This is a genomic window from Estrella lausannensis (assembly GCF_900000175.1).
GTDB classification, from domain to species: Bacteria; Chlamydiota; Chlamydiia; order Chlamydiales; family Criblamydiaceae; genus Estrella; species Estrella lausannensis.
The window spans coordinates 1-16,417 of record NZ_CWGJ01000013.1 but is presented as its reverse complement, the minus strand read 5'-3'; the positions used below and the strand labels follow the sequence as shown (position 1 = coordinate 16,417).

At 49.0% G+C, this 16,417-nt stretch carries 12 protein-coding genes; 10 read left to right on the top strand and 2 right to left on the bottom strand.

Translation table 11 applies throughout. The features are described 5' to 3' along the window. Window positions 1–319: 319 nt before the first annotated feature. From ELAC_RS06395 to ELAC_RS06385, 3 genes are read left to right on the top strand one after another with little or no spacing between them, the layout of a single operon-like run. A complete protein-coding gene (locus tag ELAC_RS06395; RefSeq protein ID WP_098038464.1) occupies window positions 320–1,552 on the top strand; it encodes an acetate/propionate family kinase in 1,233 nt (410 codons plus the stop codon). Further along, a complete protein-coding gene (locus tag ELAC_RS06390; RefSeq protein WP_098038463.1) occupies window positions 1,549–2,376 on the top strand; it encodes a hypothetical protein in 828 nt (275 codons plus the stop codon). The genes ELAC_RS06395 and ELAC_RS06390 overlap by 4 nt, the downstream gene beginning before the upstream one ends. A 1-nt stretch (window position 2,377) precedes the next feature. Beyond that, a complete protein-coding gene (locus tag ELAC_RS06385) occupies window positions 2,378–3,241 on the top strand; it encodes a hypothetical protein (protein ID WP_098038462.1) in 864 nt (287 codons plus the stop codon). Window positions 3,242–3,453: 212 nt separating this feature from the next. Here ELAC_RS06385 and ELAC_RS06380 read toward each other — a convergent pair whose 3' ends face one another. Further along, a complete protein-coding gene (locus ELAC_RS06380) occupies window positions 3,454–4,857 on the bottom strand; it encodes an HD domain-containing protein (protein ID WP_098038461.1) in 1,404 nt (467 codons plus the stop codon). Between the two features lie 188 nt (window positions 4,858–5,045). On the opposite strand from ELAC_RS06380, the gene ELAC_RS06375 reads away from it, so the two are divergent. Further along, the gene (locus tag ELAC_RS06375) at window positions 5,046–5,432 is read left to right on the top strand and encodes a hypothetical protein (protein WP_098038460.1); all 387 of its coding nucleotides are present in this window, start codon (window positions 5,046–5,048) and stop codon (window positions 5,430–5,432) included. Window positions 5,433–5,549: 117 nt separating this feature from the next. Here the strand turns inward: ELAC_RS06375 and ELAC_RS06370 are convergent, their stop codons facing one another. After that, entirely contained in the window at window positions 5,550–8,165 is a 2,616-nt protein-coding gene (locus ELAC_RS06370) for a DEAD/DEAH box helicase (RefSeq protein ID WP_098038459.1), read from the bottom strand. Between the two features lie 153 nt (window positions 8,166–8,318). On the opposite strand from ELAC_RS06370, the gene ELAC_RS06365 reads away from it, so the two are divergent. From ELAC_RS06365 to ELAC_RS06340, 6 genes are all read left to right on the top strand, one after another. Continuing rightward, window positions 8,319–9,737: a lipase maturation factor family protein gene (locus ELAC_RS06365; RefSeq protein WP_098038458.1), complete on the top strand. Its 1,419-nt coding sequence runs from the start codon at window positions 8,319–8,321 to the stop codon at window positions 9,735–9,737. After that, window positions 9,734–10,504 (top strand): hypothetical protein, encoded by a 771-nt coding sequence (locus ELAC_RS06360; RefSeq protein ID WP_098038457.1) that lies wholly within the window; start codon window positions 9,734–9,736, stop codon window positions 10,502–10,504. The genes ELAC_RS06365 and ELAC_RS06360 overlap by 4 nt, the downstream gene beginning before the upstream one ends. 73 nt (window positions 10,505–10,577) lie before the next feature. Next, window positions 10,578–11,627: a DUF2157 domain-containing protein gene (locus tag ELAC_RS06355; RefSeq protein WP_098038456.1), complete on the top strand. Its 1,050-nt coding sequence runs from the start codon at window positions 10,578–10,580 to the stop codon at window positions 11,625–11,627. A gap of 188 nt (window positions 11,628–11,815) precedes the next feature. Beyond that, the gene (locus tag ELAC_RS06350) at window positions 11,816–13,381 is read left to right on the top strand and encodes a tetratricopeptide repeat protein (protein ID WP_098038455.1); all 1,566 of its coding nucleotides are present in this window, start codon (window positions 11,816–11,818) and stop codon (window positions 13,379–13,381) included. Between the two features lie 185 nt (window positions 13,382–13,566). Next, on the top strand, window positions 13,567–15,078 hold the full coding sequence (locus tag ELAC_RS06345) for an SEL1-like repeat protein (protein ID WP_098038454.1): 1,512 nt from the start codon (window positions 13,567–13,569) through the stop codon (window positions 15,076–15,078). 115 nt (window positions 15,079–15,193) lie between these two features. Further along, window positions 15,194–16,417 (top strand): tetratricopeptide repeat protein (locus tag ELAC_RS06340; protein ID WP_143406462.1); only part of this gene is annotated, 1,224 nt, incomplete at its 3' end.

Here is a 16,417-nt window from a genome sequence, read left to right as displayed (position 1 = left end):
TTTTGAGACAATTTCGGTATAAGGGCCTGTCTTAATCCAGACATTGTATGATTTGAGCTTGAGAGGTCTCTGCCTGAGATCAAATCATTTGATTAGGATTGGGAACCTCTCGCGCCTCGATTTTCTTCAATGCAGGCGATCACGGGGCTTTTCAAAAGCCTCGATTCATTTGTTTCTCTAGCACTCTTCCTGTACGGATACCAAGCGACTCGTATTGACGAGAAGCTGTGGTTGTGAAATCCTGCCAAGAAGTGTATACCGAAAGTGTCTCAAAAACCAAATTTCGAGACGCTTTCGGTATACATCGGTGAGAGGGGAGATGGCAGGCACTATATTGGTTATTAATGCGGGCTCAAGCTCGCTGAAAAGCTCGCTTTTTGATTTAAGAGGCCTGCAGAAAAAAGACCCTCAGCTGCTTTGGGAAGGGAAAATCGAATGGGGCGATACCGGCGTTTCCCCGCGGTTGATTGAGGTGACGGATGCCAAGGGAGGGAAGCATCCGCTTGATATGCTGTCGAAAGACAAAGAGAAGTGTCTCGAAAGCTTTTTCGACACCCTCACCCGCGGGGCTGCCGCAGCTGTAGAGAGTGAAGATGAGATCGTTGTCGTTGCCCATCGCGTCGTTCATGGCGGTGAAACCTTCATGGCGCCGACCTTAATCGACAAACAGGTGAAAGATAAAATTCAGCAGCTTTTTCCTCTGGCTCCCTTACATAATCCTGCCAACCTTGAAGGAATTGAAATTGCCGAAAAGCGCTTTCAAAAAGCGCGGCAGGTGGCTGTTTTCGATACGGCCTTTTTTTCACAGCTACCCTCCTATATCGCCACCTACCCCATTCCATTGCACTTTAAAAAAGAGGGAATCCGGCGTTTTGGATTTCACGGCATCAGCCATGAATACTGTCTCAATCGAATTTGCTCCCTTTTTCCCGAGCACGAAAAAACAAAAAAAATTACCTGTCACATCGGCGCCGGTGTTTCGGTGACAGCTGTCGATGGGACGGAGCCGGTGGCGACATCGATGGGTTTTACGCCGATAGAGGGTGCTATGATGGGGAAACGGTCGGGATCGATCGACCCGGGCATTCTTTTTTATCTGATGCGTCACAAAAAAATGACGTTGGAGGAGATCGAGGAGCTCATTCAGTTTAAAAGCGGGCTTATCGGAATTGCCGGCATAGCTGATTTTCGGGACATCTTAGGACGAATGGAGACCGATGAAGCCGCCTCTTTGGCCTACCGGATGTTCGTTCACCGCCTGGCCAAGGAGATTGGAGGAATGGTGGCGACACTGAAGGGAGTGGATTTCATTGCGTTTACCGGCGGTATAGGAGAAAAGAGCGTGAAGGTAAGAGAAGATATCTTGTCCCACTTCGCTTTTCTCGGCTTTGAGTTGGATGCGCAGCAGAGTGAAGCCATCGGCAAAGACAGGTTGATCACTACGGGATCTTCAAAGAAAGCAGCAGCTGTCATATACTGCCGCGAAGACCTGCAGATTGCGAGCAAGGCCTTAGAGCCTGCCTTAAAACTCTACAAAACGACGATTTCATGAAACGCACTGAATCCGCTCTTCTCTCTACCCGTAGATGCCATCTCATTTTGGCTCTCGTGATGTTATTTACCTGCCAGGCATGCCTTTTCTCTCAGGATTATGTCCGTAACCCCTATGTCGAAGAGAGTGTCTGGGAGTCGCTGAAACCCTATTTTATTCCCTCTGATCACCCTGTGAAGAAGAAGCTGGATGCCCTCTTTTTTAAGAATGAGAGGGTAACTGCGTCTAACGCCTCTCTCATCCAAGCCGGTTTTCAGGCAAATGAAGTGCAGGGGATACGAGTCTTTGTCGTCAAACATCTTGAGATTCCGGGCTTTGTGTTTAAGATCCTGACCGACGATCAAGACAGTCGTCCCGATGCCTCTTCGTGGCTCTCACGGGTGCAAGGGGCAGAGAAGATCCAAAGCGCAATTGTCAAATACGGCTATCAGAAGTATTTCAAAGTGCCGAGAAAATGGATCTATCCGCTGCCGGCAGAGCCATCCCCGCAGGAAATTAGGGTGGGAGGAAGAAAGAACTTTATTCTGATTGCCGAAGATGTAAAGCCCTATCCCCGGGAGAAGAATTTAAAAAAATGGGGTGAGTTAAAAGATAAAAAACTTTTAGATGCCTTGTGCAGAGTGGTTCTCACGACTGGAGCTGCCGACTCCATCAAAGAGAATAATATCCCTTGGTGCCAAGATGGGCTCATCGCTTTTGTCGATACAGAGCACACGGGGGATCCTGACAAGATTCGCTGGTACAGACTCGGTAAAATTTTGAATAAGAAGATGAAGGACTATTGGACCAAGATCACGTTTCCCTACATCCAATCAAACGGATAAAATGCGCATTTACTTCGATAGCAACATTCGCCATATCGGCTTTTTTGAACCGGTCGTCTACCTAAAGAAAGAAAGGCTAAGCGGCTTAAGCTCCTTTTTGTGGAATTTAGGGGAGTTTGCCGACAGGATGTGTTACCTCGGTAACTCCACGACCTACATTTCCGAAGCAGCATCGGTTACCTATTTGAAAGCGAAGATAAAACCGATGAGTTGCTACTCCCTTCAAGAGGAATCCGGGATCAAAGCGCTCTTTTTCAAAGTGGCCAAAGCCGCGGCCCTGCTTTTTTTGTTCCCCTTACTCTTTCTCCTTAAACTCTATTACAAAGCGTTTTGCATTCAAGGTTGTCTCGTCACTGATCGGTATCTTTTGGATCCTGAAAAGATTGGGGAGGGTTTGCAGACCAAAAGGGAAGTTCTGTGCATTATTGAGGAGCTCTTTAACTATTTTGAAGGGGTCAGGCTTCCATCTCCGATTGCAGAATCGCTGTCAAACCGCATGTTTGAAGAATGGGTCAAATTAAGGTCTTTAGAGGAGTGTTTTGGCTATCTTGCAGCGCTGGAGCTGTCTTTGATTCTTGCGCTCTCAAGCGGTGAAGGATCCAGGCCGGGGATCTTAACGCAAATGGGAAAACCAAGGGGTGGAAGAGTTCTTACAGAAAATGTTCTGCGCATTTTAGCCAACGCCTGGGGACGCATTCTTTCCGATCCCGGTGTTTTATCCTTAGACGATATGAAGGGGCCTATTAGCACTTTTTCGCGCTTGGCGCTAATCTTGTTTTTAAAATCCCCTTCAGCAATCGAGGTGGCGGACAGAAATCGGGTGATCAGAGCCCTGCAGCTATATGACATCGTTCCCGATTGGTGAAGTCCCACCCTTTGAGATACTATCGGTATATACCGAAAGTGTCTCAAAATTTGGCTTTTGGCAAAGAGAACGCTTTCGCGATTGAAAGATTACAAGTCATCTAATATTAGAAATATGAGGTGACTTGCGATCATTCAATCGCGAGAGTTTTCTCAAAGCCAAAATCCCAATTTTTGAGATAATTTCGGTATAATTGACGGCACGTCCCAGGTTCAAGCCCGTATGAGATCCTCAACGAACGGTTTGATTCGCCTGTCATCTTTCTCCATTATCCCTTTGTCGATCATCAGCCAGTGGGAGGGCTCTATCCGGTCGCTAAGCTGTTTGACGAGCTCGGAGTGGAGAGACAAAGTTTTGATCGTGCCAAAAGGAGACTCCGTCTGCTGCACTAAGATCGGATCTTCTAAAGTGCTGTAGAGGCTGAAGGAAACCTGCACAGTATCGCACTTCCACTGGCTGTCATCTTCGATGCCAAGATCTTGTCTGAACTTGGGGAGCCGCAAGGTGGCAAGTTTATCATCGTGGATGCGGTATACTTTGGGTGTCTTATGCAAGTAGAGCCTCTCGGCCAACTCCAACACTTTTGTGAAAGAGGGGATTTTCGGGAGAAAGTGGTATATATCGCGGACAGCGTTCCAGACGTCGTCATCTGAGAGCATCAGGTAGGAGCTGAACGCTTTTTGGCGGAATTCCCTCTTCCCGGCCGCCTCCGCCATCTCCTTGAAGAAGAGCGACAAAAAATGGCCCAGAAGCGACTCTAGTGTGGTGGCATGAGTGGGGTAGAGGCGCGAGAGTTCCATTAAAAATTCAACGATCAGGCGCTCGAATGCGACGATTTTGGCGTAGCAGTAGATGTTTTGGTACATCAGGCGTCTTGCCAGCAAAAAATGCTCGACGGAGCCGATGCCTTGGGAGGTGATGCCCAGCCTGGGTACCCCCTCGTAATCGACGGCCGTTAAGCAGCTGATCAGCCAGTTAAGGTCGAAATTTCCATAGGCCACCCCGCAAAAGTGACTGTCGCGGAGCAGGTAATCCAACCTGTCGCCGTCAAGCTGCGAGGAAATAATATCACCTGCCAAAAACCAGTGCGGATGCTCTTTTTTTAGCGCCTCTTTTCTTTTGCTCCCTTTTTTTGTGATCAGGTCAATAATAAGCTGTTCTTTGCCGCAAAGGCCATGCTTTTGAAAGATGCGGGCAAAGGGCTCAGACGTTAGGATCGACTCGGTCCAGTCCTCGTGCTTCAAGTCGACGCCCAGCCTCTTTAAAAAAACTTCGAAGGTATGGGAGAGGGGGCCGTGTCCAATGTCGTGCAGCAGCGCTGCTGTCAGTAAAATTTTTTCACTAAGCTCGTCGAAATCGGGGAGAAGTCCCTGTCTTTTGATCTGGCGGATCATGCGGCTTGCGATAAAGGCGGTTCCCAGAGCGTGGCTGAACCTCGTGTGGGTCGCCGTCGGAAAGACCAGGTCTGACAGCGATTGCTGTTTGATGCGTCGCAGTCTTTGCACGGCCGGCAAGTTGATCAGATCGTGCAGCAGCTCGGCAAAATGGGGCGGGTATTCCATCACTTGGTGGATGGCGTCATAGATAATCAGCGGGCGCTTTAGATGTGTTGACATTCACCTCTCCATGGCTTTCGGGAGAGGTTAAGATACTGTGTACAACTTTTTTTTTCCATGAAAGTCGCTGTCTGAAAGGAAATTATACCTTGCTTGGTGTTGCTATTATTGGAATTGTGTCGTAAAATTACCAAAATCTAAATTTCTAATTTTATTAAGTCTATTTTAATCTATTAAGAGGTTACATAATGAGTTTTGATGGTTTAGCTGGTTTTGCCAAAGGTGTTTTCAACAGCGGGTATGAGGGTTTGGAAACTGCCGAAGAGGCAAAAAGAAGAAATGATACTAAAAATCTCTGCAATAAAGTTGGGTTGTTCGCACGTGTCGGCGTTATCGTCGCTGCTGCGCTCACAGCTTTAGCGCTTCTCTTTGGCGGTGCGGTTTCCATCACGCTTAGCTTGCTGCTGCTAGTTCCGTTCGCGGTTCTGATGAGCGACACCAACAAAGTGTGCGCTCGTGTTGAGGCGCTTCTGAATGATCATTGGGCAAGAGTAACTTTGAGTGGTACCAAGGAAGAAGTCTGGCAGCAGCTTTGCCACGATACCATCATTTTGAAGAGCATTCCCGTTAGATAAACGATTAAAATTCTTTCCACAGGGGGGCTTTCCCCCTTTCACTACTCTTTTATCCAAAAAATGATTTTTTTTTGAGACTCTGCGCCACGTGCTAAGAAAGCGTTTAAATTTAGGTTTTTAAAGCACCTCGCCTTCCAGCAAAAATTCGATATCTTCGGCAGTAAGCGCTTGCGGGGCGTCCATCTCGTCGATCAGTGCGGAGGCAAGCGACTGTTTTCTCTCTTTCAGTTCTAAAATCTTCTCTTCGATTGTTCCTGCCAGAATATATTTTTTGGCGACAACGGGGCTTTTTCTGCCGATGCGGTGCGCACGGGCGATAGCCTGCTCTTCAACCGCCTCATTCCACCACGGTTCGTAAAGGAATACGTAGTCGGCCTGCTCAAGGTTGAGGCCGACTCCGCCGGCCTTTAAGCTGATCAGAAAAACGAGGGGCACACCTTCCCTCTTAAAGCTCTGGACTACCTCCTCCCGGTTTTTTGTTGAGCCATCGAGGCGCAGGAAGGGAAGCGACCGCTGTTTTAACTCCTCTTCAATCAAATCGAGCACGGAGGTGAATTGCGAGAAGACGATCGATTTGGCCTGGCTTAGATAGACTTCTTCTAGCTCATCGATCAGGAAGGCCATTTTAGCGCTTGGGATCTCTTTTTCCTGCAAGGGGGAGCGGTAAAGTTTGGGATGGCAGGCATGCTGACGCAGCCTTAAAATGGCTTCAAAAATCTGGAAGCGGCCCTTGGAAAAGCCCTCCTTTTTCAAAATGGCCCGGGTTTCTCCCCGAAAATGCTCCAGCAGTTTTTGATAGCTCTCTTTCTCATCGTCGTCCATCTCGACGAGCTCTGTCTGCCGGATGATTTCAGGCAAGTCTTTTGCCACTTCAGCCTTTCTTCGTCGCAGAAGAAAGGGACGGATTTTACGGCGGAGGGCGTTTAAGGCTGCCGGATTTTCCACGCCCATGTTTTCTTTGATCAGCCCGGGCATTAAAAAGGAGTATTGGGAGATAATATCCCGGATGCTGTTCTCAAGGGGGGTGCCGGTTAACGAGACTTTAAAGAGTGCTTCCAGCTCTTTGGCGGCGACAGCAACTTTTGATGAGCTGTTCTTGATCTGCTGCGCCTCATCTAAGATGATCGTATGGAAGCGCACTTTTTTGAAAAGATCAAGGTCGAGGCGGAGCAGGGGATAGGAAGTCAGAACGATATCGGCTCTCAGGAAAACTTCTGGATCTTTTGCTCGTTCAGGCCCTGTGTGCACATGGACGCGGCAGGAGGGAAAGAATTTGGTAAGCTCATGCGACCAGTTGAAAAGAAGGCTTTTCGGCATGACGGCAAGGTGCGGTGTGTTTTCAAGTTTCGGCAAGCTCGCAAGAGCGGCGATCACCTGGACGGTCTTTCCAAGACCCATCTCATCGGCCAGAATGCCGCTGAAGCCTTCCTCATAGAGTGAGAGCAGCCAGGAAGCGCCTGTCTCCTGATAGGGCCTTAGTACTCCTTTGAAAGGGGATGAGGCAGTGAGCTTGTTTGCGACCCTCTCTCCTCCGATTTTGGCAAGCAGCTCCTTGACGTTAGCGGGAAGGTCTTGGGTGCCCTCCGCACTTCCCATCAGGGAGCCGATCCTGACTTTGGGAATAAAATGGCGGCCTCCCTCCTCTTCGATATCGGGAGCGTATGAAGAGCACCTGGCGAGAAAGCCCTTCGGCAATAGCCCATAAGAGCCATCTTTAAAGGGGATGAGATGTTTTCCCTGTACTGCCGCGTTAAAGGGGTCGATGGCAGCTGAAGACGGATCGTTGCCCGGGATTTCAGCGCGCACAAATACCTTGTCTTCTACCAGATCAAACTGAAGGCGGATATCTTGAAGCAGTCTGATCTTGTTGTCTGCTTTATCCACCGCTTTCCATCCCACTCCGAGCAGTAGTTCAATCGCTTCTTGCGCTCTGTCGGAAGGGCAGTAGTAGCAGCTGTCTTCCTTGCGTTTCACATAGCCGGCATCCAGAAGGTCCTTCTCATGCTCTGCCCCAGCGGAAATGTCATACGCGTTGATTAGCCCCGAGGGCGTTTCGAGCAGAAAGTCGATAAAGGCGCCTCGAGAGTCTCTGATGCGGAGTATTGGCTCTGCCTGGTTTGTTGATTCGATGGGCGGAAGAGCTCCTTCGATCAGGCAGAACTCAGGCGAGCACTCCGGCAGTTCTTCTTTCTCCTTGAGCCATTTGTCAAACAGGGACTTCTGAACACGGAACGATTTTCCCTCTTTGAGGAGGCGCTTGATCCACGCCGGATCAAAGTCGGGGCCGGGAGTTTTTAGGAAGCCCTCCTTAAAAAAAAAGGGGGGAGACGAGGGGATGGCGAGGTCTAAATCAGGAAAGGGAATCTCTTTTCCCAAAACCACCACAGGCTCTATTTCAATACTCTCATTATCGACAGCCATCGCGTAGAATTTGACAGGGGTAGCCGAGAAGAAGTCGGCGATCACCTTTTTTTTATCGATATAGAGGGCCGATCTTGCTGCCGCCTCTTTGAGCAGTGAAAGAGTCTCCCTGGAGCCGGCTATATAGACAGGCGCGGCGGAAGCTTCAATCACTTGCACTTTGGCAAAAAGTGATCGCTCCTCTTTTCCAAGAAGAGAGAGAGCCTCCTTGTAGGAGAGCGGTTTAAAGAGGGGAGAGGTGAGTTCAAAGGCAAGAGAGCCTCTTTTTTTGGACTCGGGACTAAGAATGTTATATAAGAGCGGTGAGGACAAAGGAAGACTCGCTGAGATTTTTTTGTTTAGAGCCTGTCTTATACCGAAAGTGGACAGTCTCTTATACCGAGAGAGTTTCTCAGATCGAGCAATTTCGTTCCATTCCTCACTGTCTGTGGATAGATGAATTTATTTTGACCCATGTGATGCATTATGTGGACGCCGGAGCATTACCTTCTCTCCTCTTCGCTGTTTCTAAAACTTCTGGGGGCTATTTTTTTCATTGCCCTGGGATCGCTCTTCGTTCAAATCAAGGGGTTGATCGGCAGCCGGGGAATTCTTCCTCTGAAAGAGTTCATCAACTTAATTGGAAGAAGCCGCGGCATCTCGAAGCGGCGACTGCCCATGCTTTTTTGGATCAATGCGGAAGACCGCTTTATCCAGGGCACGATCCTTTTGGGCCTGATCGCTTCCATCTTGCTTATACAGGGCATTTGGTCCCCTCTTCAGTTGGCGCTTTTGTTTGTCATCTACCTCTCTGTTTTTTATGCCGGACAAGAATTTTTAAGCTTCGGCTGGGAGCTGTTTTTAATCGAAATCACAGCACATGCCTTTCTTTTAAGCTGCTCCTATCCTGCCAATCCGATGGTTTTTTTTAGTTTGAATTTTCTTCTCTTTCGCTTTCATATCCAGGCAGGAGCTGTCAAGCTGGAAAGCTGCGATCTCAACTGGCGGAATCTCTCGGCCCTGAAGTTTCACTATCAAAGCCAGCCTTTGCCGAACACTCAGGCGTGGTTTTTTCATAAACTACCCCTTCCTCTGCAGAAGCTCTCCTGCCTCTACATGTTTTTTGTGGAGCTGGTGGTTCCCTTCGGAATTTTTTTTGAGGACACGGTTCGCCTGATTGTGTTCAGCCAGTTTTTTCTGCTCCAGTTTTTCATCTGGCTGACAGGCAACTTCTCCTATTTAAACTACATGACCATCGCTTTGTCCGTGGTGCTTTTGCCCGACTGGGTGCTGCCTGATTTTTTGGGAAACGCGGCCCCGGCTGCACCGACCCCTCTTTGGCTGAATCTGTTTCTCTATGCGGGCGGCAGCGCTCTTTTTTTTCTTCAGGTCTTAAGGCTTTACGACCACTTCGCGCCTACTCATTTTTGTAAGAAAATCCTCTCTTTCACCGCTCCTTATTGCATTGCCAACCGCTATGGCATATTTGCTGTCATGACGACAAAAAGGATTGAAATCGTGATTGAAGGGAGCGATGACGGCCTTCATTGGAAAGAGTACTGTTTCAAATACAAGCCTTCGGAAATCAGCAGGAGGCCAAGGCGCATCTCTCCTTTCCAGCCCAGGCTAGACTGGCAGGTGTGGTTTTTGCCTTTCCGTTCATTTCGGCAGGAGGTGTGGTTTCAGCGCTTTCTCTTCGCGCTGCTCGAGGGACGCGAGGAGGTGCTAGGATTGCTCAGACTTAACCCTTTTCCGGAAAAGCCTCCGCGTCTTATCAGGGCCCTTGCCTATGAATATGTGTTTACCGACTTCAAGGAACTGTCGAAAACTGGAAACTGGTGGAAAAGAACCTATGTGGGAAGTTATTCTCCAACTCTTGCAATTAAAGAAGTTGACCGCCCATGAAATTACTGATTGCTTTCCTGATAGCACTACTTCACCTGCCCGGTATCTGCCAGGCGGAAGGGTTCGTAAAGCCAGCCTCCATGAATGAGACGGATTGGGCGTTAGTGCAACCGTATTTGCTTCCCTATCACCATCCGCTACGGAAAAAATTGGATAAAATTTTTGCAGATGCGGATGTGCTGAGCAATAAGGCAGCGTTCAATCGCCATCACTTCTTTGCCCCTCACTGGAGGGGAGGGCGGCACACTGTTGTAGCCAAGCACTTTGCCATCAAGGGCTACCTCTTCAAACTCTTCTTGGATGATCAAGAGGTTATCGATGAGTGGAAGCCGCTGATGCGACGGATTGAGGGGGCCTTAGCGATCGGCAAGATGATCGAGGAGAAAGGATGGGGGAAAATCTTTAAGGTGCCGGGAAAATGGCTCTATCCACTCCAATCCGAAGAAAGGCTTCGATCCGTGCAGGGTGTGCATTTTGTTTTGGTGGTTGAAAATGTACGGAAGCATGCGCCTGAAACGAACTGGAAATTGTGGAAGAAGGGGAACTTAAAAGAACCGTTTTTAAAAAAATTGTATACTCTGCTATCCACACTGGGGTTAAAGGACTCGGTCTATATCGACAATATTCCTTTTTGCAAAGACGGCAGGGTTGCTTTTTTAGATACCGAGCACTTTGAGGCGTTTCCGGTTCCTTATTGGAAATTGGGAGCCTTTCTAAACACCAGGACTAAGAAGATTTGGGAGAAAACTTATAACTCTCCCCAATAGCCTGACTTAGACGTCTACAAACTCAGATCGGTATGATGTGAGTTTTGGCTGCGGCTTTAGAGGAGAGGTGATTATGTTCCACGTCAGCAAAAAACAGGCTCTTTTTGTCAAGGAGCTGTGCCGCGGGCTTGTTAGCGAGAGTGTCATTTCAGAGGAAGTGGCCAAATCAATAGAGGCCCACATTGTAGAGGACTCTTTTGACTGGAGGCGGATCACCCGCTACGCGATATGGGCGGCAGTCGTATCCCTTATCATCGCCTCCTTGACCTTGCTTTCAACCAGTGTCGTGATCGACCTTATCACTTCCATCTTCAAGCAGCCGGATATCGGCTTTGCTGTCGTTTTTTCGTGCCTGGCGGCTGTGTCATTCTTCGTCGGATACCGAAGGAGTCAACAGCATCCATCGAAAAGGGTCACCAACGAAGGTGTCATGTTCTTGGGATGCGTGTTTCTCTCTTTTGCCCTAAACAGCGTAGGGGTTTCCATGCAATGGGGCACCGAGGGAGAGCTTAACCTTTTGCTCTTTTCGTGCGTACTCTTTGCCACTCTTGGCTATCTGCTCAAATCACCGCTGATTTTTTGTTACGCACTAATACTTGCAGGCGGTTACTTTGGGGCAGAGACAGGCTATGTGTCTGGATTTGGCGCCTATTGGCTGGGCATCAACTATCCACTCCGTTTCTTCTTCTTTGGCGTTTCGTTGGTTTTGATAGCGCTTGCGCTAAGGGATTTTAATTCATTCCGCCCTCTTTATGCCGTCACTAAAAACATCGGGCTTCTCTACGGCTTTGTCTCTCTTTGGGTTCTATCCATCTTCGGTAACTACGGGGATATGGACGTGTGGTCAGATGCAGGCCGCTTTGAGCTGCTCCACTGGTCCCTGATCTTTTTAGCCGGTAGCATTGCTGCGATCTATCTGGGTGTCAAGCTAGATGACAGTGGGTTCAGAGGTTTTGGACTGACCTTTCTTTTCATCAACCTCTATACCCGTTATTTTGAGCATTTCTGGGACAAGATGCCGCTCGCGCTCTTCTTTGCTTTACTGGGTGCTTCCTTCTGGCTGCTTGGGGCTTATGCCGAAAGAATCTGGGTTAAATCAGGCAGCTTTTTTTCAAAAAAATAAATTTATAGAAGCAGTCGCTTCCATTTTTGGACTCTTTTTGAGACAGTCTCTCAAGTTCTTTCGCGGCAGGCTCGCGTCCTGTCTTCTCATCGTTCGATTAATCTCTAATTGAAAAATGTTCTCAATATCTAATATGTTGTGTTATAATCTAACGCGATTTAAATAATTAATTGCAGAAAGATGGCGTAATGCATTCATTCAATTTTCTAAATTTGACAAATTTACCCGCTGTACCGGTCAACCCGGGACAGGGAAATCCTCTTCAGCCGGCACCGATAGCGCCCGGCCCCTATTTACAGCCTCTTTTCCAGCAGAGAATTCCCCTCCAGCAGGCAATGGCTAATCCCACAGGGAACTCACCTTTCCGGATTCCGCGCATGGCTTTGCCTTCGGCACCGCTCCTCCTCCCGGCTACTCCCGAAGAACAAGCGCTTCCTCCTGTAACTGCAGTGGTGTTTACCGGAAAAGAGGAGAGGGGCGGAGTGAAGCGAAAGCAGGGCAATGCTTTGAACGAAGACGCCGCAACTGTCGGGATCGCAGAGCACAAAGCAGCTCCTAAGAAAAAGAAAATCCGCCCTAACTACGACCCTTTAGAGTCTCCTCTGCTAAGGAAAGGATACTTTATTCCTGATGAAACCTTGCTGCTAGCCGGAGAGAAGGAGGACTTGTCTGCCAAGCTGAAAATTCAGCGGACGCTTGAAGGGGAGTATGGAACCGCGCTGGAAGAGATTTGTAAATTGCTAGTAGGTGAGGCGCTCACGAAAGATCAACGGCGGGAAGTCATCGCAGCCCTAGAGGGTATGATGTCAAAAGGCTATGTTAGAGGGGCATTTGCCCTCGCTTTCGTGATTTTGACAGATCCAGCCAGCCCCATGGCTCATCAAGAGAGTGCGCTCGGCTACTACAGGATAGGGGCGGAGCTTGGATGCCGCGACTGCAATTTTAATGTGGGTGCAATTCTTAGCGCCATGAACACGGACGGTGCCAAGGATGCTGAAGTGGCCCATTACTGGAGGGTGGCGGCAGCTCTCGGACACCCCGCGGCACGCTTTAATTATGCGCGGCGCCTTTTGCAGGGTATTGGAGTCGAGGCCGATCCGGTCAAGGCAATCGAACTCCTCGAGGAAAACGCCGCATTATTAGATCAGCCAGAAGCGCAATTTGAGCTGGCTTTCGAGCTAAGTACCGGGCGTTTTTTACCTAAAGACTTACCGCGTGCCTATGAGCTCTTTAAAAGGGCAGCGTCGGGGGGACATGCTACTGCAGAGCTCTCTCTTGCAGAGGCTTTGCTTTTCGGGAAGGGAACCGTCGCTAATAAATCCGAGGCTTGCGCTCTCTATAAAAAGTGCGCCGAGAGTGGACATCCAACAGCTCAGTATAACTATGCTGTGATGAAGCTTGAGGGTGATGGAGTGGAAGTTAATGAAGAAGAGGGCATTCACTACTTGGAGCTCTCCGCTAATCAGGATTATCCATCCGCACAGTACTTCCTGGCGCTTCGATACGCTTCGGGAGATGGTGTCCCTATGGATAAGAAGAGAGCGTTTCAGCTCTTCAAAAGTGCAGCGGATCGCGCAAAGCACATACAGTCCATGTTCCATCTGGGGAAAATGTACGAGACAGGGGACGGGATCGATTTTGATATCGTTAAAGCGCTTGAATACTACCTAAAGGCCACTAAAGAGCGGGCTGCTACAAGCAAAGTGGAATCGATAATGAAGGTAAATATTGGCAGAGGAGAGTATCTCACTTAGTCCCAAACGATCCATGTTCATTTCAAGCCGCTAATATCCCACTTTGCCCGGCTGAAATTGAGTCGGGTTGATTTCAGCCGATCAGTTTTTTGCGGACGAGCAAGTTTTTTTTGCGGACGAGCAAGTTTACTCTCAGTCAAGATTAGAAAACCTAGTAGCAATCATCAATTATCAAGGATAAACTCATGAATCCCTTTAATTTTCCCTATTTTCAATACCCACTTTTTGCCCCTTTGAACCCGGGACAGGCACTTCCTCCGCAGCCGGCGCCGATAGCGCCTGGTCCTCATTTGCAGCCTCTTTTCCAGCAGGCAATCCCGCCTCAGATGGCAATGGCAAATCCGATGGCTTTCAATCCGCTGCCTGCGATGCAGACCGTTCCCCAGGCAGTTTTTGGTGGGCAGGTACTCCCTGCCTCAGCTGCGCCGGAGCCGATGCAGGAAGAGGAGAGCAAAGGAGTAAAACGGAAGCTGGAAGACACGGCGACCTCCGGGGAAGCGACCAAAAAAAAACGCCTTAAAAACAGTCCTTTGAAGCTGCCTGCATTTAGAGAAGGATACTTTAATCTGGATGAAACCCTGCTGCTTCCCAACGAGAAAGAGGATCTAACCTCCAAACTTGGGAGGCAGCAAGCGCTTGAAAGCGAGTATGGAGCTGCTTTGCAAGACGGATGGAAATTGATCTTCGAGGGTTCAACAACGCAAGAGGAAAGGCAGGCAGTCGTCGATTTACTGGAAGGTCTGCTGCAGCAAGGGCATGCAAGAAGTGCTTTTGCTCTGGCTTCCTTGATTTCGAAATATCCTGAAGGCCTAAAATTTCGGCAAGAGAACGCCTTAAGCTACTACAAGAAGGGTGCGGAGCTTGGATGCGGTGCGTGCAGTTTTTCAGTGGGTCTAATTCTCAGCAAAAATTGCCCCGATGGCAAAAATAGTGCTGAAGTGGCGGATTGCTGGAGGGTGGCGGCAGCTATCGGAAGTCCCAGAGCACGCCTTAAATATGCTCAATGCCTTTTGCAGGGTGTAGGTGTCGAAGCCGATCCTGCCAAGGCACTCAAGCTGATTGAGGAGAACGCCGAAATTTTAAAACAGCCTCTAGCAGAGTATCGATTCGCACGTGAGCTGCGAAGGGGTGTACATGTCACTAAAGACTTGTCGCGTGCCTATAAACTTTTAAACAGGGCGGCTGCAAAGGGAAATGCTAAAGCAGCACTCAATCTTGCAGTGTGCTTGTCTAAAGGAGAGGGAACTGCCGTGAATAAATCGAAGGCGTGCGCCTTGTATAAGAGATACGCCGATTATGGGCGTCCAACGGCTCAGTATAACTATTCTCTGATGAAGTTCAACGGTAGTGGGGTGGAGGCCAATGTGCAAGAGGGTATTCACTATCTACAGCTTTCGGCCGCTCAGGATTACCCTCACGCGCTTCACGCTCTGGGCCTTCGTTACGCGACAGGAGATGGTGTTCCGCTGGATAAAATGAAGGCTTATGAACTCTATAAAAGAGCTGCAGATGTTGCAGGGCATGTGAAGTCTATTTTCCTGCTAGGGAAGATGTTCGAGACGGGTGACGGCGTCGAGTGTGATATTGTCAAAGCTTTTGAATACTATGTCTTAGCCCATAAGCGGGGTGGTCCCAGTCAAAATAAATTGGAGTCTCTCACGAAGGTGGAGATGACGAGTGCGGGGTATGACATTTAGGCTTTTGCAAACCTTTGTACGTGAAACCGGCAGTTTTAGCTTCAGTTATTGTGGGTCAAACTCTCAGACCAACTGAAGCGCTCTAATTTTAAAAATAATCATCAAGGATTAACTCATGAATCCCTTTAACTTTCCCTATTTTCAATACCCACTTTTTGCCCCTTTGAACCCGGGACAGGGGAATCCTCTTCAGCCGGCACCGATAGCGCCCGGCCCCTATTTACAGCCACTTTTCCAGCAGGCAATCCCGCCTCAGATGGCAATGGCAAATCCGATGGCTTTCAATCCCTTGGGGAACTTTCCATTTCAGATTCCCTTTAACCCCTTGCCTGCGATGCAGACTGTTCCCCAGGCAATTTTTGATGGGCAGGCACTCCCTACCGCAGTTGCAGCGGAGCCGATGGAGCAAGAAGATAGCAAAGGGCTGAAAAGGAAGCTGGAAGACACGGTGAGCAATGGGGAAGCGACCAAAAAAGCCCGCCTTGAAGACGGGGCTTTGAAGCTGCCTGCATTTAGAGAAGGATACTTTAATCTGGATGAAACCCTGCTGCATCCTGCGGAGAAAGAGGATTTATTACCCAAACTGAAGCGGCAGCAAGCTCTTGAAAACATGTATGGAGCTGCTTTGGACGACGTACAGAAATTGATCTTCGGGGGTTCCATAACGCAAGAGCAAAGGCAGGTAGTCGTCGATTTCCTGGAAGATCTGTTGCAGCAAGGGTATGCAAGAAGTGCAGCTGCTCTGGCTTTTTTGAGTTTGAAATATCCTGCAGACCTAAAATTCCGGCAAGAGGACGCCTTAAGCTACTACAAGAGGGGTGCGGAGCTTGGATGCGGCGCATGTAGTTTTTCATTCGGTGCAAACCTCCGCAAAAAAAATCCCGATGGCGCAAAGAATACTGAAGTGGCGTATTGCTGGAGGGTGGCGGCAGCCCTTGGCCACCCCGAGGCGCGCTATAACTATGCTCAGTACCTTTTGCAGGGTATAGGGGTCGAAGCCGATCCGGCCACGGCACTCAAGCTGATTGAGGAGAACGCTGAAATTTTAACGCAGCCCGAAGCAGAGTATAAGTTCGCCAGCGAGCTGCGCAGCGGAGTACATGTCACTAAAGACTTACCGCGTGCCTATGAACTTTTTACAAGGGCGGCTGCAAAGGGACATGCTGTGGCAGAGATCAATCTTGCAGCGTGTTTCTATTACGGACAGGGAACTGCCGTTAATAAACCGGAGGCGTGCGCTGTGTATAAGAGATGCGCCGATCGCGGGCACAAAGTGGCTCAGTATAACTATTCTGTGATGAAGCTCCTGGGTGATGGAGTGGAGACCAATGTAGAAGAG

Excerpts from the sequence above, each read along its gene's own strand:
- ELAC_RS06345 (WP_098038454.1), top strand. The coding sequence starts at position 13,567 with ATGAATCCCTTTAATTTTCCCTATTTTCAATACCCACTTTTTGCCCCT.
- ELAC_RS06355 (WP_098038456.1), top strand. The coding sequence starts at position 10,578 with ATGTTCCACGTCAGCAAAAAACAGGCTCTTTTTGTCAAGGAGCTGTGC.
- ELAC_RS06390 (WP_098038463.1), top strand. The coding sequence starts at position 1,549 with ATGAAACGCACTGAATCCGCTCTTCTCTCTACCCGTAGATGCCATCTC.
- ELAC_RS06350 (WP_098038455.1), top strand. The coding sequence starts at position 11,816 with ATGCATTCATTCAATTTTCTAAATTTGACAAATTTACCCGCTGTACCG.
- ELAC_RS06395 (WP_098038464.1), top strand. The coding sequence starts at position 320 with ATGGCAGGCACTATATTGGTTATTAATGCGGGCTCAAGCTCGCTGAAA.
- ELAC_RS06385 (WP_098038462.1), top strand. The coding sequence starts at position 2,378 with ATGCGCATTTACTTCGATAGCAACATTCGCCATATCGGCTTTTTTGAA.
- ELAC_RS06380 (WP_098038461.1), bottom strand. The coding sequence starts at position 4,857 with ATGTCAACACATCTAAAGCGCCCGCTGATTATCTATGACGCCATCCAC.
- ELAC_RS06360 (WP_098038457.1), top strand. The coding sequence starts at position 9,734 with ATGAAATTACTGATTGCTTTCCTGATAGCACTACTTCACCTGCCCGGT.
- ELAC_RS06375 (WP_098038460.1), top strand. The coding sequence starts at position 5,046 with ATGAGTTTTGATGGTTTAGCTGGTTTTGCCAAAGGTGTTTTCAACAGC.
- ELAC_RS06365 (WP_098038458.1), top strand. The coding sequence starts at position 8,319 with ATGTGGACGCCGGAGCATTACCTTCTCTCCTCTTCGCTGTTTCTAAAA.